This window comes from Clostridium aciditolerans (assembly GCF_016316925.1).
GTDB lineage: Bacteria > Bacillota > Clostridia > Clostridiales > Clostridiaceae > Clostridium_AM > Clostridium_AM aciditolerans.
In genome coordinates, this window is record NZ_JAEEGB010000003.1 from 170,545 (window position 1) to 190,895 (window position 20,351).

The 20,351-nt window shown below is 29.1% G+C and carries 14 protein-coding genes; 1 reads left to right on the forward strand and 13 read right to left on the reverse strand.

Going from position 1 to position 20,351, the window contains the following annotated elements; all coding sequences use genetic code 11:
* Window positions 1-2: 2 nt before the first annotated feature.
* From cydC to I6U51_RS02000, 4 genes are all read right to left on the reverse strand, one after another.
* Complete coding sequence (gene cydC, locus I6U51_RS01985; RefSeq protein WP_211140922.1) at window positions 3-1,865, reverse strand: thiol reductant ABC exporter subunit CydC; 1,863 nt, start codon at window positions 1,863-1,865, stop codon at window positions 3-5.
* Window positions 1,866-1,935: 70 nt separating this feature from the next.
* Window positions 1,936-3,693, reverse strand: a complete 1,758-nt coding sequence (gene cydD / locus I6U51_RS01990) for a thiol reductant ABC exporter subunit CydD (protein ID WP_211140923.1) — start codon at window positions 3,691-3,693, stop codon at window positions 1,936-1,938.
* A gap of 157 nt (window positions 3,694-3,850) precedes the next feature.
* The gene (gene cydB, locus I6U51_RS01995; RefSeq protein ID WP_211140924.1) at window positions 3,851-4,855 is read right to left on the reverse strand and encodes a cytochrome d ubiquinol oxidase subunit II; all 1,005 of its coding nucleotides are present in this window, start codon (window positions 4,853-4,855) and stop codon (window positions 3,851-3,853) included.
* Window positions 4,846-6,237, reverse strand: a complete 1,392-nt coding sequence (locus I6U51_RS02000) for a cytochrome ubiquinol oxidase subunit I (protein WP_211140925.1) — start codon at window positions 6,235-6,237, stop codon at window positions 4,846-4,848. Before I6U51_RS02000 ends, cydB begins: the two co-directional genes overlap by 10 nt.
* 216 nt (window positions 6,238-6,453) lie before the next feature.
* Between I6U51_RS02000 and I6U51_RS02005 the strand changes: the two genes are divergently transcribed.
* A complete protein-coding gene (locus tag I6U51_RS02005) occupies window positions 6,454-7,404 on the forward strand; it encodes a polyprenyl synthetase family protein (RefSeq protein WP_211140926.1) in 951 nt (316 codons plus the stop codon).
* A gap of 83 nt (window positions 7,405-7,487) precedes the next feature.
* Here the strand turns inward: I6U51_RS02005 and I6U51_RS02010 are convergent, their stop codons facing one another.
* The 9 genes from I6U51_RS02010 to I6U51_RS02050 form a co-directional block, all read right to left on the reverse strand.
* The gene (locus I6U51_RS02010; protein ID WP_211140927.1) at window positions 7,488-8,375 is read right to left on the reverse strand and encodes a prenyltransferase; all 888 of its coding nucleotides are present in this window, start codon (window positions 8,373-8,375) and stop codon (window positions 7,488-7,490) included.
* Between the two features lie 281 nt (window positions 8,376-8,656).
* Complete coding sequence (locus I6U51_RS02015) at window positions 8,657-10,633, reverse strand: WG repeat-containing protein (RefSeq protein WP_211140928.1); 1,977 nt, start codon at window positions 10,631-10,633, stop codon at window positions 8,657-8,659.
* A 250-nt stretch (window positions 10,634-10,883) separates the two neighbouring features.
* Window positions 10,884-11,435, reverse strand: coding sequence for a hypothetical protein (locus tag I6U51_RS02020; RefSeq protein WP_211140929.1), 552 nt, complete (start codon window positions 11,433-11,435; stop codon window positions 10,884-10,886).
* A 191-nt stretch (window positions 11,436-11,626) separates the two neighbouring features.
* The gene (locus I6U51_RS02025) at window positions 11,627-13,324 is read right to left on the reverse strand and encodes a methyl-accepting chemotaxis protein (protein WP_211140930.1); all 1,698 of its coding nucleotides are present in this window, start codon (window positions 13,322-13,324) and stop codon (window positions 11,627-11,629) included.
* Between the two features lie 435 nt (window positions 13,325-13,759).
* On the reverse strand, window positions 13,760-14,260 hold the full coding sequence (locus I6U51_RS02030) for a hypothetical protein (protein ID WP_211140931.1): 501 nt from the start codon (window positions 14,258-14,260) through the stop codon (window positions 13,760-13,762).
* A gap of 158 nt (window positions 14,261-14,418) precedes the next feature.
* The gene (locus I6U51_RS02035) at window positions 14,419-16,080 is read right to left on the reverse strand and encodes a putative ABC transporter permease subunit (RefSeq protein ID WP_211140932.1); all 1,662 of its coding nucleotides are present in this window, start codon (window positions 16,078-16,080) and stop codon (window positions 14,419-14,421) included.
* Window positions 16,073-16,798: an ABC transporter ATP-binding protein gene (locus I6U51_RS02040; protein WP_211140933.1), complete on the reverse strand. Its 726-nt coding sequence runs from the start codon at window positions 16,796-16,798 to the stop codon at window positions 16,073-16,075. The genes I6U51_RS02035 and I6U51_RS02040 overlap by 8 nt, the downstream gene beginning before the upstream one ends.
* 264 nt (window positions 16,799-17,062) lie before the next feature.
* A complete protein-coding gene (locus tag I6U51_RS02045; protein ID WP_211140934.1) occupies window positions 17,063-19,501 on the reverse strand; it encodes a VIT and vWA domain-containing protein in 2,439 nt (812 codons plus the stop codon).
* A gap of 126 nt (window positions 19,502-19,627) precedes the next feature.
* Window positions 19,628-20,056 (reverse strand): bacteriohemerythrin, encoded by a 429-nt coding sequence (locus I6U51_RS02050; protein WP_211140935.1) that lies wholly within the window; start codon window positions 20,054-20,056, stop codon window positions 19,628-19,630.
* Between the last annotated feature and the right edge of the window lie 295 nt (window positions 20,057-20,351).

Here is a 20,351-nt window from a genome sequence, read left to right on the forward strand (position 1 = left end):
CTTTAAAATAAATATTGGTGTTGTGCACTCCATAGCTTATAATACTGCCCTTTATTATTTAATAATTCACTATGTGTACCCCTTTCCACTACTTCTCCTCTGTGAATAACTAAAATTTCATCTATTCTATCCATCCTTACTAATCTGTGCGTTACCCATATGCAGCTTTTATCTTTAATAGCATCATGAATTGAGTCTATAACCTTCTCTTCGAGTACTACATCTAAACTAGCAGTTGGTTCATCTAACAGCACTATTTTACTATCTTTTAATAAGGCCCGTGCAATTGCCAGTCTCTGCTTCTCGCCACCTGAAATTTTAGACCCATACTCTCCTAGAAAGGAGTCTAACCCTTCCGGAAGTTCTTTAATTAAGTTAAACACCTGAGCTTTTTTCAGTGTATCAATAATAGAATATTCATCTACCCCTGTGTTTGCTATAAGCAAATTTTCTTTAATTGTAGTATTAAAAATATATGGATTTTGCTCAACATAAGTATATACCTTTCTTATTTCATCTATTACTAACTTGTCATATGATATGCCACCCAACTTAATATCTCCTTTTTGAAACTTCATAAATCCCATCAATGTTTTTAAAATAGAGCTTTTTCCAGAACCACTAAGTCCAACTACCCCTATCTTTTTTCTGTAAGGAAGATTAAAGGACAATTCTTTTATAATAAAGTTTCCAGAGTTCTTATCATATACACTTAAATTTTCAACTGAAAGATTATAGTTATCTAATTCCTTTTTAATGAATATATGTCCATTTGGGTTGGTATAATTTTGAGAAGAATCTCTCTCATTATTACTGGAATTATTTTTACTTAGAATGGCAGTAAAATTATTGTTAAAAATAGTATTAGATTTGGGGGTTGTATGAGTTCTAAAACTATTGAATCTATCAATCTCGCTATTTTCTATAATGGATAAAATATTATTTCCAGCATTATGTGAAATCTGAAGTTTATAAAGTATACTAGGAATCTGCAGTAATGCTTCAAAGGAAGCCATAATCGCAAGTGGAAGCACGGCATAGTATATACCAGATAACTTATTTTCTGTTACTAACGGTGCAGCTACTAGCAGCGATATAGCCACTCCTATGCTTACAAATAAAGCATGTATGTTATCTTCCACCGTAGCAATAAAATTTTTTCCCTTTTGTATTTTAGATAATTCATTGTTTAATAGGCTAAACTTATAATTAAATTCCTCCTTCATAGAATAAATTGTTACTTCTAAAATACCTTCTAACATATCCAAAAGAATTAAGTTTAGCTCTTTTTTTACCTCAGACTCTTTTTCTATTAATTTACTATTAAATATAAATAATATAAGAGGTAAAATGATACCACAAAAGAAATAAATTAAAATATAATAATAGGAAATAATTTTATTAAAATATGATAGAAGTATAGCAGTAATTATTCCCGTTAAAATTGCTATTATTAATGGATAAACTCCTCTTAAATAATACTCTTTCAATGAATCTACATCACTTACTATTTTGCTATAAATATCACCTTTTTTATAAACTTTATTATTTTCTGAGTAGTTATCCTCAAAATTTTTATAAAACCATTTTCTAACGCTACTTAATACTCTGAAAGTAGTATCATGTGAAAAAATTCTCTCTAAATATCTAAATACTCCCCTTGATATTCCAAAAAATCTAACACCAACTATTAAAATCATTAAGTCTAATACATCTGGATGAAGAGCGGCTTTAGATATTAAAACAGAAGAGGTTGAGAACATTCCTATACTACTTAATATGGTAAAAGTCCCCATAAATAATGAGAGAATAACAAGTGGAATATGTTTTTTCATAAGATAGTTCATAACTTTAAAAAATCTCATTAACTTTCCTCCGCAGTTTTATTCAATAACTGTACCAGCCATACAATGAAAAGCTCTTTTGAAGCAAGTTTCACTTCATCATATTATAATACCTGCCTCTACTCATCATTAGTTCCTCATGGTTACCTATTTCAATTAAATAACCATCCTGTAGAACTAAAATTTTATCTACAGCTTTTATAGTATTTAACCTGTGAGCTGAAATTAAGACTGTTTTATTCTCAAAATAATCTTTCATAATATCTACAACAATTTCTTCTGTTTTAGAGTCCAAAGCGGAAGTAGCTTCGTCTAATATTATAAAATCAGCATTTTTTACTACAGCTCTTGCGAGTGTAATTCTTTGCCTTTCCCCGCCGCTAATTTCTATTTCTTCACCTTCTCCAATAATTGTTTTATATTTGTCTTTAAATTCCTCTGAAAATAAGTCAACCTTTGTAGCTTGATAGATATTTAAGATATTGCTATTGTTCATCTTATTTCCCATTAAAATGTTATTTTCAATGTCCATATTAAAAATATGAGGAAACTGAGGTACTATTGCAACTTTGCTAAAATAACTATCTTTGTTTATACTGTTTAAATCGATACCATTTATATAAACCATATCATCATCAACTTTTAAAAATCCACTTAAAATATTTATCAAAGTACTTTTACCACAGCCACTCTCCCCTACTAAGGCAATCTTTTCTCCTGCGTTAATCGTAAAACTTATATTATTTAGATTATCTTTAAATTCATGAGAAAATCTTAAATTTTTAACTTCGATATTTAAACCTTTATTAATATCTATTTTTAAATCGCTTTTCTTTTTGCTACACCCTTTCTTCTTATTTGCTTGTACATTATATGTTGAATAATTGTATTCCTCAGACTTAAGTTCCTTCTCCATATCTTCAATTTTTTGAATAACAACCTGAGCATTTAATGAAGAATGAAATCTCATCCCTAATTGTCTAAGTGGCATGTAAAAATCTGGTGTAAGTACTAATATAAAAAACGCATGTAAAAAACTAATTTTACCATAAACTAGCCTTAAACCTAAGCCTACTGCTACAACAGCAGTACTAATTGTCGCCGATAATTCTAAAACTAATGATGAGAGAAATGTTACTTTTAAAACTTCCATTGTTGATTTTCTATAGCTTTCACTTATCTCATATATTTTTTCTTCCTGAATCTTGCTTCTACCAAAACTTTTTAATGTATTTAATCCTTGGAGCATATCTAAAAAATGTGAACTTAGAATATTAAGTTTTTTCCACTGTTTTTCATTTAATTCTTTAGTTTTATAGCCTATAAGGGCCATAAATATTGGAATTATTGGAAAGGTTATAACCATTATCAATGCTGATAATCTATCTACAAAAGCCACAGCAGTACAAATCATTAAGGATATAAAAACAACGGTCGCTACTTGAGGAATATACTGAGAATAGTAAGGCGTAATCATTTCCATTCCATCTGTAAGTATATTAACAAGTTCTCCTGTACTGTTTTTTTTAATTTTATATGGATTAGTTGAAAGAATTAAATTAAAAAATTCTAACTTTATCTTATTCTTTATATCCTCTGAACAGTCTTTAATGTATTTTTGAATAAAAAAGTTAGAAACAAATCTAAAAGCAGCATTTAACAAAAACAATAAAATATATAAGTTAATCTTATTTAAATTACACCTTTTGAAAAATACTCCTTCTACTATTAAGGCTAAAAGCGCGGCTGTAACTATTATAAAAATAGAATTTATAACTGCATTAATAATAATTACAGGTATATATAATTTTTTTATGCTGCTTTCTTTTAACAATCTTTTATTTAACATAAGTATATATACTCCTTATGGTATATTTGCATCTAACTTACACCTATTTCTATATAAATGGAGACACAAGAACTCTTTTGCACTCTCAAATTAGAGTTCTTGTGTATGGTTAAGTTACTCTATATTGAGCTAAATAATCAGTTATCTATATTTGGTTTTAATACTCTAAATCCTTTCCTGTAACTCTTTTTCTAAATATCCAGTAAGTCCAGGTCTGATATGCAAGTACAATAGGAACAAATATCAATGCTACCTTTGTCATCAAAAGTAAGGTATTATGACTTGAAGCAGCGTTATAAATTGTTAGACTGTACTCAGGCTTTATATTTGAAACCATAACCCTTGGAAACATTCCTAAAAATAAGGACCCAACACCAAGTGCAATTGAAAGACCATTCGATATCATAGCAATTTTAGCTTTTTCCTTTCTAATCAAGTACCAAGTTAAACATAAAAATATTACAGCTAATATAGATGTACTTAATGCAAACTTACTGTTATATAGGTCAGTTTTTACAAAAGTCTCTATTATAAGCACTAAAGCAATTACTATTGCATATAATCCAAAGCTCCTAGCTACTTTCAAAGCCCTTTGTTCTATTGCACCTTCTGTTTTTAATGATAAAAAAATCGCACCATGAAGGATAAATATGAATAAGGTTGCTGTTCCAGCAATTAATGTATAAAAAGAAATCAAATCGAAAAATCCACCAACATAATTCATTTTATTATCTATTGGAACACCTTTAATTAAGTTTGCTAAGGCTATCCCCCATAGTATTGATAAAATGCAACTGCTCCCAAATATTACGCAATCCCAAATCTTTCTCCAAATAATACTTTCATGCTTACTCCTAAATTCAAAGGCAACTCCCCTAAGTATAAGGGCAATAAGTACTAGAAGAAGAGCCATGTAAAAGCCGCTAAACATAGTTGAATACCATACTGGATATGCAGCAAATATTGCACCTCCAGCTGTTATAAGCCAAACTTCATTACCGTCCCAAAATGGTCCTATTGTATTTATAATAATTCTTCTTTCTTTATCTGTCTTTCCTAGAAAATGAAGAAGTATTCCTACTCCAAAATCAAAACCTTCAAGGAAGAAAAATCCTATAAATAAAATAGCAATTAATATAAACCATACAACTGCTAGATCCATAATGATCCCTCCCTATTGTCATTAAATTTTTGATTTAAAGGTTTATTTCCTTCTGGAGGTATCTTGGCAAACTTGAACATTAAATATAAATCTATAATAATTAATATTGAATATACAGCTACAAAAGCTACTAAGGATGTTAAAACATAGGTACTAGATACAGTAGGAGAAATTGCCTTATCAAGCTTTAAAAGTCCAAATACTATCCAAGGTGTTCGGCTTATCTCTGTTAATATCCAACCAGTGGTATTTGCAATATAAGGTAGTGCAATTGATAAAACTAAAATTTTAAGCAGTTTTTTCTTTTCGTAGATTTTACCTCTTATATAGAAAAATAAAGCAGTCAATGACAGCAAAAGCATGAATATTCCAGCGGCAACCATCAACCTAAAAGAATAAAATGATATTGTAACAGGCGGAATATAATTGCCTGGCCCGTATTGTTTTTCATATCTTTGTTGTATATCATTCAAACCTTCAACTTTACCACTAAAACTATTGTAGCTCATAAAACTTAAAAGCTTTGGTATGCTTATTTCAAAGGAGTTTTTCTTATTTTTTTCATCAATTATAGCTATTATAGCTAGTGGTGCAGGATCCTTTGTTTCCCATAAAGCTTCTGCTGCTGCCATCTTCATAGGTAAATGCTTAACTAGATATTTGCCCTGAACATCACCCATGCCTGCTACTAATAATGTTGAAACAATTGAAACTATAATTCCTATTTTTAATGAAGCTTTAACCCATTCCCCATTATTTTTCTTTATAATATGATATGCACTTATTCCTAATATAAAGAATCCTGCTGTTGCTAGTGACGCAAAAATAGTATGAGGAAATTGAACCCAAAGGTGCGGATTTGAAATAATCTCAGTGAAGCTTGTTAGTTCTGCTCTTCCATTTTTTATAGTGTATCCTACAGGTTCATGCATAAATGAATTGGCTGTTAAAATCCAGAAGGCAGAAAGTGTAGTTGATAATGCAACAATCCATATTGAAATAAGATGTACTTTTTTTGAAACTTTTTCCCATCCAAAAATCCAAATTCCAAGGAAAGTTGATTCTAGGAAAAAAGCAAGTAGTGCTTCTATTGCTAAAGGTACACCAAAAATGTCTCCAACGTATTTTGAGTAATTAGACCAGTTCATCCCGAACTGAAACTCTTGCACCAGACCTGTTACAACTCCCATTGCAAAATTTATAAGAAATAGTTTACCCCAAAACTTAGTCATTTGCTTATACTTATCCTTCCTTGTTTTAACGTATAAGGATTCCATTACTGCAATTAAAAATGATAATCCAATTGTTAATGGTACAAAAAAGAAGTGATAAATGGTGGTAGCAGCAAATTGTAATCTTGCTAAGGTGATAACTTCTTCCATAACAAGCCTCCTAAATCATTATTTCTAAAAATTCCCATTATCTATTATATGTAACTTTATCAAGTTTGGAGTACTTATTATTAAGTTAATTTTAATTTATGGATTTAATATTTTAAGTTAAAATAGAAATATGTTCTATATTAATTAGAAAAAAATAAAATAATTATAGATACAAATATATATTCAACATAACTAACACAGAAAAGAGGAAAATCTATGTTAAGAGAAAGTGGATCCCTTGGCATGTTTAATACAGATTTAATAGAACTTAAAAAGATTATCAGGAACAATTTAATAGATAATGACTCAACAGTTAAACTTCTTCTAAATGATTTAGCTGCAGATGATGGAAAATTAATTAGAGGTACTTTTACATTAATTGGAGGAAGCTTTGGGAAAATTGAAAAAGAAAAACTCATTAATATTTCTGCAGGAGTAGAATTATTACATTTAGCTACCCTTGTTCATGATGATATAATTGATGAGGCAAATATTAGAAGAGGCAAAAAGACAATTCATAGCACGCATGGAGTAAAATCCGGATTATTTACAGGAGATTATCTTTTTTCACAAGCATATGTTATATTTTCAAAAAACTGCTCTAATAAAAGTATAATAGATGTGTCTGAAACTATAAAATCAATATGTAGAGGTGAAATAAATCAATTTTATTCTCTATACTCCTTAGATTCTACAATTAAAAGTTACTTAAAAAGAATTAGTAGTAAGTGTGCTTCTCTCTTTTCTCTTAGTTTATCTATGGGCGCATATGAAAGTAATGCCAATATAGATATAGTTAAAAAATTAAAAAGTATAGGTTATTCCACAGGAATGGCATTTCAATTAATAGATGATTTACTGGATATAACATCTTCTGATCGTATTCTAGGTAAACCTTCTGGAAATGATATTAGAGAAGGTATATACACTTTACCTGTTTTATATGAGTTGAGAAGAGGAAATGCTCATTTAAGAACTTATTTAAAGGAAGGTAATTTCGATGAAGCACTTAACCTTTTAAAAAACTCTGCTGGATTAAAAAAATCAAGAGAAACCGCTCAAAGGTATACTAATAAAGCTCTGATATTGGCTAATGAACTTCCAAATACAGATGAAAGCCAAGCCTTGAAGAGAATAATTACAAAGATACTGCTACGAGATTATTAGCGTTTAAATTTGTTACTTTCTACTATGATATATTATCAAAAAAAGACTAGACAGCCTAAAGCTTTCTAATCTTTTTTTCGTACCTAAAATATGATTGATATTAGTAATCCAATAATCACAGCTAAATGATATTTTAATCCAATCCCCCCTATTAGTTCCATTGTTTTACTTTTTGTATAAATGTTCTTATCATAGGATAAGAAATTCGAAATTGACTTATAAGGAAATAATAAAATAACAGCTCCTAATACAGCAATGGGATAGATGCCCATTATTAATAAAATAAATGTTAATACCAGCAACATAGTTACATTAAAAATCCAAAGCTTTTCAGAATTTTTGATTCCTATCAGTATCGGTAATGTCTTTCTACCAACTTTCCTATCTTCTTCTATATCACTTAAATTATTAGATAATAATATGGTACCAACAAATACTGCGGTAGGAACTGCTAAAAGCATTGTATTTAAATTAAATACTCCTGAGTAGATATAGATAACCGTTGTTGTTATACCTATTCCCATGGTTACTCCAGATACAATTTCGCCTATCGGAGTATATGAAATAGGCAAAGGCCCACAAGCATATAAAATTGAAATAGTTTCACCAGCGAGCGCAACTATTAAAATATAATAACTTGTTTGGCTGGCTATATAAATACAAATTATAAAAGCAACAAATTGATACGTGAATATAATAGCTAAAACTTGCTTTGGAGTAATTTCGCCACTCACTAAAGCTTTTTCATTCTCCTTCTCTTTACTGTCTGCACCACGTTTAAAATCAAAATAATCATTAACCATATTAGTTGCACTTTGAATTAGTATCATAGCAACAGCTAATAATATAAAATAACCACCATTGAACTTTCCAAAAGCATATCTTGAATAGATTGAGCCTAAAATTACTGGAACAACCCCTGCAATCAGAGTTTTAATATCCATAAGTTTTATTATTGTGCGAAAACTCATTTTTTTCACCCACTTGCACAATCGCTTTATAAATTTATATTTTAAAAATTATTAATTTATAACTGCAAATAAAAATAGGCACTAAAATTAATCAGTGTCTTTTTTTATATATTATTTGTTATATGAATCTAGTTATATTATATTAGCGTACATTTTTATAGATGTAAATTTTTGTTTAAAACTTCATCATCTTCAAAAGATTCTCTTTCCATAACATAATAATCTTTAGTATATACCCAAAATAAAAAGGTACTACTTTTTATTTAGCAGTACCCTACTACTTAATTGAAAGACCTCCAAAACTCTCCATTAACATTTATGATATTCATAATTTCCTCAAACGGAATCCTAAAAGTCGGAAAGCCTGCAACAAATGGGGCTATTTGATAAGGTAAAAAAAATATATACAGCGCATTCTCATCTACATAAAAAGGCTGATTTCTACTTATTCCTTTATAGCTATCTGGGAACACATAGAAATGCTGTTGTCCTTTCTTTATTTGTTCTCCTATGATATCACTTAATACTTTTACGTAGTTACTGTTTTCCTTAAACAAATCCTTAAGTTCATAGAACCTGCCAGTAATAAGATCTATATGCTGATAAATTTTAATTGGCATGCCATGAGCTGCACCTAAAGGATAATGGTATCCATTAAGTTCTAAAACCAATAGATTCTTTTTAAGTAACTCTATAGAAAAATCTCCACCATAGTTATATTCAAGTTGAACATTAGGATCAACTGGTTTAATCTGGGATAACTGTTTTAGCCTTTCATTTATATTCTTCTCTAGAGTTGAATTTTTCATCCCTTCTATTTGAGGATAGTATACTAGATAGTCCTTATTAGGCTTATATTTTTCTTCCTTTATTGTGTACATATTGTTTAATGGAATTATGGTATTTTGTTTCCACAGGAGTCTTCCATTCTTATCAAAATAAGTTAACCTATTATCCGCAAAAGCTCTAATTAGTTTACCTATAAAACTAATGCTTCCACTGCCATTAACAATAGGTAAATTTTTTACTACTCTTCCTTTATCATTTATGAAAAATGTATTTTTATCATCATAAGCCGAAGCTAAACCATTTTTATAGTTAGAAACACCATAATAGATAAAGTCAGTTAAGAAATTACCATTAATATCAGCAATAGAATACTTAGAACCTATAAATGGTTTTTCTTTTACAATCTCTTTTCCAAACGCTACTCTATTTTCACCTAAGAGAATTATATCATTGTATTCAGGCTTTATTATATAATTGCCACTTCTATCTATAAGCCCATATTTATTTGCAATTCTATCATAGTTAGCGCTTACTATAGCTCTTCCTTCGTTAAATGGCATTGCTGAAATGAATTTTGGTTTTATTATTATTTTTCCATTTTCGTCAATATAACCATATTTGCCTTCCCTGTTTTCTTTAAAAGCTAACAGACCATCACCAAGGTCGCCCACAAAGTAATACTTATACCTATTGTGAATCTCTCCGTTTGGGCCTATTAATGCGTAATCATTGTCCTTAATCTTAACTAATGCTTTTCCGTCTACAAAATCATTAGCAAATTCATATTGAAGAGGTATTACCTCTTTTCCCTGTCTATCTAAATATCCATAAAGATATTTTCCTTGCGCATTAAAGCCTGATGCTAAAGCTCTTCCATTTTTAAAAGTTCCTATAAAGTCATACTCCTTTGTTTTTAATACTCTTCCATTTTCATCAATTAGTACAGATTTCCTATTATCCGTAGCGACTGCACGCCCTTCAGAAAATTGATTAATAAAATCGTACTTAGGGACTACACCATAGTTTCCAGAGGTATTTATAATTCCATAGACATCGTTAACACCAACTATAGCGAGTCCATTATCCTGAAAATCATAGGCATAATCAAAATTAGGTTTAATTACAAAGTTCCCTTTGTTGTTTATAAATCCCCACTTATCTCCCTTTAAGGTTTTTATTTTTGCTGCGTAGAGATTTATGTCTCCCGTATTTAATTGATTATCGACTCTTAAACTCTTCTCTAATTTGTTATTTACTGCTACATACCAGATTCCATAGTAGTTTTTTAATATCATAATATACTTTTCTGTATTCAACTTATACTGTGCACATATTTCTGCTATTCCATCTCCATCTACATCCAGTACTTCAACTGCCGCCCTTACATAAGGTTTTTCTAAAATAGTTAACTTCCCAGATGGTGGTATAAAACTTTGAACTATATCTAGTATACATAAACTATTCCACATAATAAGACATCCTCAAAATTTACTTCTATAAATATAATATGAATAATTTTAAAATTGTACACAACCATAACCAATATTTGAGCTCTAGAAACAAACGAATTGGGAATTTCATTAATTCACTTCATCAAAGTAAGTTAAATAAAATATTATAAGACTGAATTTATAGAATTCTTAATGATTAAAAACGAAAAGCTCCCTCGAAACAATTAATTCTGAGGGAGCCTAAATAAAATTGGAGACAGCTATTTTTCTAATGTGCTTTGTCGATTTCAGGAGCTTTAAAATAGCTACCAAGATTCTGCAAAAACTCATCATATAACTTTTTCTGTGTTAAGGGATATTCAAATATAAGAGTATTTATGCTGCCATCTCCTACTACTTCCTTTTTGTATATAATTTTATTATCTTTGACCCAGGAAATAACGTACCAGTTCCCTGATTGTTTTTTATATGAAGCATTTTTAATTTCCTTCAGTGTATCTTCATAAGCTGATTTTGCAGTGGCATCAAATATATTATTGCTTCCAAATACAATAAGCTTTACATCTCCATTTTCATTGGTAAGAGTAATCCCATCTCCATTTGTTGATTCCTCACCTTTTATAAGATTACCTGGATACTTTATTGAAAATTTATATCTCTGGTTATAGTAATTCTTATAGGTAAGTCTTTCTACTACCCTTAAATATGTTGCCTTTGAACTAGAAACATAATACTTATTATTACTATGCAAAAATAAAAATATTGTTATAAAAATACCAGTCACCAATAAAATAATAATAATTGATTTTCTATTTCTCAATGTCTTTCCTCCTAATATTATATTTAAAACACATAATATTAGGATTTACCGTTAAAAAACCAATATACTCAAAGACACCAAAAAGATTGAGGCATGTACCACCAGGTACGAACTTTCACCAATCAACCGGAATAGTTCATATAATTTATAATGTAATTGCCTCATATAATTTTACTTCTACTCAAAGTCTTCTATACTTTAAACTTTCTAACCATATTACTTAAATTTTTTACTAACTCTGCCTGCTCCTTAGAAGCTTCAGCTACTTTATCTATGCCTAATGCAGTTTCATTTATATTATTTAATATTTCATCAGAATTTGCTGCTGATTCTTCAGCTGTTGCAGAAACATTTTGAATAGCATTACTTACTTCTTCTATAGCCTCAAGTACAACCTTTGAAGATCCTGATATTTGCTTTGTTATATTATTTACAAAGGCAGAATCCTTTTCATACTGTATGCCTGTTTCTACTAAGAGTTTATAATCTGATTTTACTTGATTATTTATAAATGCCAATACTTTTTCGGCACTATTTGAAAGATTTGAGAAGGCAGCTTCCACTCCGTTTACCACTTCTTGTATTTTAGATGCGGTGGTAGAGGATTGTTCTGCGAGTTTTCTCACCTCATCTGCAACAACAGCAAAGCCTTTTCCCTGTTCTCCAGCCCTTGCAGCTTCTATTGCAGCATTCAATGACAATAGATTTGTTTGGGATGCAATATTGGCAATAGCTTGTGACATATCTCTGATTTCAGTAACAACTTTTCCAGCCTCAATAGCTTGCTTAATATCTGATAAATTATCATCATTTACATTATTTGCAGCTATAATGGCACTTTCTCCTTTGTTTTTTACAATAATTGCTCTCTCCTGAATTTCTACAGCAGATTTAGTACCATCATTTGCCTTGTTAGTTAGATTGTTTGTATTGAATTCAATTTCTTGAGAAGATGCATTAATTTCTTCTATAGTAGCACTTAAATCCTCTGATGCTTTTGCTACCTGCTCTGCAGACTCAAATATGTTTTTCATTTTAGCAGAGATTTCTTCACTAGTATACATTAAGTGTTGTGATGAGCTAACAACTTTATCTGTTGTATTTGTTACTTCTTTAATTAGAGTTTGTAAATTCTCCACCATTTTATTATATGAACCTGCTATTTGTCCTATTTCATCTTTGCTGTCTATATTTAATCTTAATGTTAAATCACCTTCATTATTAGCAAGTTCTTCAAGTTTGTCAGAGACCTTCGATAGTCCAAAAATCTTTTTCGACATTATAACAAACACACCTAGTATAAAGGTAGTAAGAATTATAATTAAAATATTAGTAAAAATCATGGCAATATTTAGGTTTTTTTTAGCTGACTCAGTTTCACTTTGTAGTCTAGTATTCATTTTCTTTTGGAATTCATTTATAGGATCTGTAATAATTTTTTTGTTAGAATCATAATTATTATCAAACATTAATACCCTTGCTTTTTGAAAGTCACCAGCAGCTACTGCTTTCATAGCGGCATCTTCCGTTGCGATTAGAACATCAGAGTTTCCCTTTGCCTTTTCTATCAACTCTAATTCATCCTTTGGAGCATTTAATTCCTTTAATCTTTGAACAACTTTATCACGAGTTTTAGTTTCATTAACCTCTTTCCAATAGTTATCATAGTGTATCTTTTCACCAAACTGAACATATCTTCTTGCCTCATTTGTTAAATAATCTGATGCATTTACTAAATCAATTCCTAACTGTTTAGATTCTTCCTGCTTTGATACAGCCTCACGTTCCTTTTTAAAACAAATATTTAAATAATAAACACTGCTTCCTACTAAAATTGATAATACTAAAAAAATTGCTGCAGATAATTTCAAAAACTTAGATATTCTCATTTTGATTCCTCCTAAAGCAAATTTAGAAATGGTTTATGGTAATTTAATTCTACAAATTTCCTCCTTATCATTTTTACTTTAATTAATTTTCGTCGGATTGTCCCTGAAATTTATATGCTTTTTCCAAAATTAAATATTTTATTATTATGTAATTTAAAGACTATTCAAAGTTTATCCAATATCTACCGCTCCTGGATAACGGCTTCTAAGCTTCAGATGGAGTTTAAAACTCTACCTGAAGCTTAAAATCCTGTTTATAAAATATCTATCTTTACTCTAAAAATAAATCCCCCCAACAAAGAAGTTCACTCATTAAATAGCAAGTGCTAATTAATGAATGAACTTAATATATGATAAAACTATAATTATGCTTTATCTTTATATGATAATTTTGTATCAAGAACTTTAGATATATTAAACAAATAGCATTTCAAGCTAAAAATATTGGTTATTTTGATTTTTTCCTTTTCCTTGCTGATTTTGTTGTCCTTGTTGATTTTGTTGTCCCTGTTGATTTTGTTGTGCCATTTGCTTTAATTGATTTTGAGCACCATCTATTAATTGAGTCATTTGGTTAAGAGCAGTATTTGCTTGAATTTGTTGATTAGCTTCAGATAATGCATTCATTGCTTGTTGTATAGCACTTTGTAATTGTTGTTCTGACTGCTGCTGCTGTTGCTGTGCTTGATTTCTAAAACTTTGCATTTGATTTGAAAGCTGTGTAGATACGTTTTGAGTTACCTGTGATTGACCTTGTGATTGAGTTTGCGATGCTGTATTATTGTTAGATAGAGCTCCTAAAGTAGATTTTATTTCACTTAGTGTGTGCTGCATAGAATCTTGCTGATTTCTAAGAGTATCTAACTCTCTGGATATTTCAACGTCTGTTTTGGCTTCTTTTAAACTTTTTAATATTTCTTTATTTTTTTCATCCATATTTCAATTCCTCCTAAGCAAAACTTTTGATACATCTATATATTTTCCTTAGCGATTAAATATATGTTATTATAATTTGTGCAAAAGTTGAAAAATCTGCATAACTAAACACTAAACTTATTAAGCAAGCGTTTAATTACGCAGATTTTATTATAATCTTAGATCTCAATATTTTTAAATAAACTTACACCCTTTGTTAGGATAATTTTATATAGTATGAAATCTATTATTAAGAATAAAATAAACATTATAGTTGTAATATAAAATGCTTTTTCACTAAACTTAATAATAGGTATTGCTGATATTCCAGCCCCAAGTACGCCAACTATAAGACTTAAAAATCCATTGAAATTTTGTTTAACAGCTTTGACTTCATTATCCCAGTTTAATTTTGGGTAATTTAAATCAATTAGTAGTCCAGCCATAGAAGAAAATAAAAGTCCAGGAATAGACACAATCAGTGACATTACTACTAGATATAATGGAGCTTTGATTAGTACAATAGCCATTAAAAGCATAACAATGATAGATACTACTCCCATAATCATACCGGATAGTATTTTTGCAGCAAACTGTGTAGTATAGTCCACCGGAATATATTTACTTATAAAAATATTTTGACCTTCTCTTGATATAGCTGTAGCGGTTATTAAGTTGCTTGCACCTAAGAAAATTCCCACTGATAGAGACACTCCAATAATAATTGCTGAAATAATAGGATCTTTTATAATTGCTGTAACCTTTTCTAGCTCTTTAAATAATTGAGGTTGAGTTACCATTGGTAATAATAAAAATACAGGCCATAAAAAGTTCATAATTATACAATTCATAAAATAAACTGGAGTTCTAAATAAAACTTTCAGTTCTCTCATAGTTAATGCTATCAATGGAGAGTGTCTTTCACTAAATTTACTTAATTGTTCTGAATTTAGCTCTTTTCTTTTAGAGTATGTTTCGGAAATTCCGACAATTCCCTTAAAATATAGTTTTTCAGCTAAAACTAATAGTACTAAGACTACAATTAAAGTTAGTATAATATATAAAAGTAAGTTTAAAAAGCCCTGAGTAGTGCTGCTGAACACTAAAGCTTTTGCCCCTATACTAGAACCTGGAAATAACTTATTAGATAATTGAACTAAAGAGTTATTACCCGAAGTTATCATTTTAATCATTTGGTCAGGATTATTTGAAGATACTCCGAATTTTTGCATGAATATATTTATGCAAATAGCTATAAACATAGCTCCAATTCCACCTATGATTTTTAACTTATCTTTATGCTTTCCAAGGTTTGTAAAGCTCATAATTATCATATTTAAAACTGATACTATTCCTAAAGGCGCAAGTGGCAGTATTAAAAATATTATGATACCATATGCATAATATATGAATGAAGCGGAACTTTTCACTCCGTATACAATTAGTATAGGTAAAAACAATACTAGTTCTGTTAAATATTCATATAGTAATGCTACAGTAAATTTAGCTCCTAATATTTCAGAAGGCTTTAGCGGTAGAGGAAGAAGATTTTCTATATCCTTTGTGAAATACAATACATTTAATGAATAGAAGATTCCAAAAAAGAATACAAATATACTTACAAAGGAGATTCCAAGTGCTAGAATTAATCCTTCTTGATTTATACTTGATAAAAGATTATAACCAGAACTAATAGAGTTTACAATTATACCTATCGTTGGGGCAAAAGCGGCTGCTATTAAAATCCATAATGCAATAGTTTTGGCTTTCTTCTTTTTATCACTGCTTAGATTAATATTATTTTTTAAAAGTATCTTAGTTAAAACAATATATCTACTCATTTTCAGTCATCTCCAAGAATATATTTTCTAGTGATTGATCCTGTTTAAATTTCTCTCTAAGTTCACTAAAAGTACCGCAAAATAGTATCTCACCTTTATTTATAATGGCAAACCTGTCACATATCTTTTCCGCTACTTCTAAAACGTGAGTAGAGAAAAAGACAGAGTTTCCCTTATCTGCATGTTCTCTCATCATCTCTTTTAATACATATGATGATTTAGGATCTAATCCAGTCATTGGTTCGTCTAGTATCCATACAGATGGATTGTGTATAAGAGCACCCATTAAAACTATTTTTTGTCTCATGCCATGAGAGTAGCTTTGAATATAATCATCTAAAGCCTTACTAAGTTCAAATCTTTCTGATAGACTTTTAATTCTTTCAATTCTTTCATCTTTACTAACTCCATAGATATCTGCCATAAAATTTAAATACTCTATACCTTTTAATCGTAAAAACATATCAGGATTATCTGGTACAAAACCAAATTGCATTTTAGCCTTTAAAGCATTATCCTTGATATTGATATTATTAATGCTAATGTCTCCACTATCAGCATTAATGATTCCAGTTATCATCTTTATAGTTGTAGTTTTTCCTGCACCATTAGGACCAAGAAAACCAAATATTTCACCATCAGGTATTATTAAATTAATATTATCTACTGCTTTAACTTTAGTATTATAGCTTTTATTAACATTTCTTAGTTCTATCATCTTTTTCCTCCTAATTATTACTTTAAACACTCATAGTTCATTTTATTTGAAAACACTAGTGTATTATCATATTTGTTATATATAATATATAACAAGTATAATAAATGTGCAACCCTATTATTAATCTTTCTATAATTTTTACATAACCTGTATGAGGCTAAATTAATATTTTATCTGGTGTCTACGGCTACTAATACTCCATATACATTAAGTTAGTTAGATAAAAAAGTTTACACCATTAAGCGTAAACTTTTTTATTTATACTTATAAAGTTTTTAATCCTTTTAAAACTGCTAACTTAGCCATATTAAAGATAGAATTTCTTTCATCATCAATTACTATTTTTTCATTTATAGAGCTTCCATCTTCACTCATATTGAATAAAGATATAACATTTTTCTTGAAGGAGTATTCTATAAGGTTATTTACTAATACCTTATCATTTTCTCTTTCGTTTAAAATTTTATATAGATAATTTATAGTATACATAGCTTTTTCAGTATTTCTTCCCTTAGATATATTTTTATCTATACATCTAGTTAAAGCTAGTATTGTCATTTTTGCAATTATACTACTTAGATTAACGTTCATATCTGTATAACTTTGAGTTAAGAATTCTATTGATTTATTTAACTGGTTAAAGTATATATCTATATCTTCATCACCTATTGTAAAGGCAAGTAATACCATGGCAGTTGTTTCTATCTTATCTTCTGTACTACTATCCTCATAATCAACAAAAGCTCCATCTGCAAACTGATTTTTTGCAATAACTCTTAAAAGCTTTTCATGTGGATATTTTCTATCAAGATATTCATTATCATTCATAACCTTATTGTTGTCTTCCAGTAAGTCTTCATGAGCCTTGTATATAAATCCAACTACATCAGTGTCCTCAATATCGAATTTTTCTAGTTCATCTGCTAATGTACTTTCATTAACTTTTAGAGGAATAATATTTCTTAACTCTATACCAAGCACAGGTTCATCTCTAAGCTCCATGAAAATAAAAGTGGTTTCTTGACTTAAGAGTCCATTGTTTTTAGACAGCTCTACTACTTTTTTTCTCATAGCTTCTCTTTTTTCACCACGTTCTACTTTCATGTTAAGCTCAATGGACTTTATTCTCTTTCTAGCCCATACTTTTTTAAGTAGAGTAGCATTCTCTTCTGTATTAAAATTATCTAAATTTATCTTTTGAATATAATCTTTATTCCCAACTTTTCCTTTGATAGTTACTTCTCCACCTACTTCTCCTATTACGTTAGCAAAAATTGAAAAAGGTTCTCTATCATACATATATTCTATAGTTCTAGGATAAGTAGAGGCAATTTTTAAGTTTCCCCAATCAATTTGTATGTCATCTACCTCTGGACTTTGAATTCTCCTAAATTGTCTTAGCACAATATCTTCAATTCTTTTGCCATTATTTATAAATTCTGCTTTACCAAAGCTTTCATGTGCAAGTTTATTTAAAAAGTAATTGTTTGCCGCTGAATCTATTCCAAAACTAAATATTCTATTATCATCCAAATGTTCTCTTACATATGATAATATTTCTTCTTCTTCTTCAACTTGATCATCGGTAAATATTAATATGGTGTTGTGACCGCCTTCATTTTCTAAGGCATATTTTAATCCCTCAAAAATATCTGCATCGCTTTCGATTGATAAATTGTCTATCCATCTTGAAGCGCTTCTTAATGTATCAGCGTTAAAGTCTGCCATACCTTCTTCTGAGAAGTATTTTAAGCTGTCGCCCATAGCCACAATATCAAATTTGTCTCCTTTAGAAAGGTTACGAATGCAAAGCTGGAGAGCATTTTTAGCTTGTTCTAACTTCTCACCTTCCATCGTATCGGAAATATCTATCAAAAACACATAATTTTCCTCAACATCTTCTTCAAAGTGATCAAGTTTTGGAAGCATTCTTATATAGACTATTCCTCTTTCTTCACCCTTCTCTTTATATTCATAGATCATACCATCAGCTTCTAAATGTTCTTGTTCTTTCATGTATAATATAAAATCTTTATCCATGGATTCATATTCTTCATTTAAAGTAATTTTAGCTATAGTATCGCCGTCTCTTTCAACATCTATTTTATGGTAAAGGCTATTAAAATCTAGTTTGCATAGAGACTCAACTAAAATATTAGTTTTTAATTCAAAATCATTTTCTTCATATTTTTTACCTAAAAATTTATCTATAACATTATTTTTAAAGCTATTTATTTTTGAATCTTCATTTAAATTCTTTTGTTCAAAGACTGCAGGAATAACAAGTTTATAAGTATTATCTTTATACTCTAGTTCATTGATATATGATAGTTTTATACTTACTGTTTCCCCAGATATAATCTTTCCTATACTTATTTTAAATTGATGCTGCTTGAATTCCTCTAAAAGGAATGCATTATCCCCTCTTAACTTAGCATTTTCATAAATTTTAATTGATTTCTCTTTTTCTTCTACCACAGCCTTTAATGTTCTGCCACCTATTTCTGCTTCAAAGCCTGAAATTATAGCTCTTTTAGGTATTGGGAAGAAATAAACCCCTTCTATATCACTTTTCCCATCGTTTTCATAAACTTGATGTATAGATACTTCTGCATATGAGCCGCATATATTTCCGTTTATACTTACTTTCTTTAATATTATGCCTTCATTGTTTCCTTTGATTTCTTTTATACCGTAAGCCATTTTTAAAACCACCTTTATATTACTTTAAAAAATCACACTTAGTTTTATGATTTCCATAATAAAACATATTATACATAGCAATTCCAGCTAAGTTTAAAGATAATTATATTTAAAGTCATTATAATATTATCTCGTAAAATCTATTCCATTTTTTAAGTTTTCAAAATAATCTCTTACTTTTAGGTCTTGACCAAGTATATGACCGTCTATCCAAATATAAATAAAATCCAGTAATTGAATTATAGCTTTTTGTTGATCATCATCTACATGGTTTAAATTTATATTTTCAATTTTTTCAATAAAATCTTCATGTATTTTCTTATGATTATCAAAATTAGGATATTCATATAGTCTCATAACTTTTTCTTCATCTGAAAAATGATAAACTGTATATTCCTTAAGTTCATCTATAAGGTCTAGTATTCTATCGTAATAATCTACATATTGTTTGTGCAGAGCTAAATCATAAATAGCCTGTCCAATTTCAAAAAGTTTTTTATGTTCGTCATCAATTATTTGTATATTGCAGCTGTATTTTTTCTTCCATTCGAACATATTTTCACTCTCCCTCTTCTCTAATTGTCTTTAAATTAATTAATACTAATCCCTTTTCTTAATAATAGCATATATTACCTATTTTTATAATATGCATAATTACTTTTTTTAATCTTTAATAGATAATTTTACTATTAAATTGTTATTATGAGTATAGTATTTTCCCATATATGTTGAATATTAATAATAACTATTATATAATATTCTTAATTATTATATTTTAAGAGGAGGTGAACTGTTGCAATAAATCTATAAAAACATATTAAAATCCATATGAATTAATAGGGGAATTAAA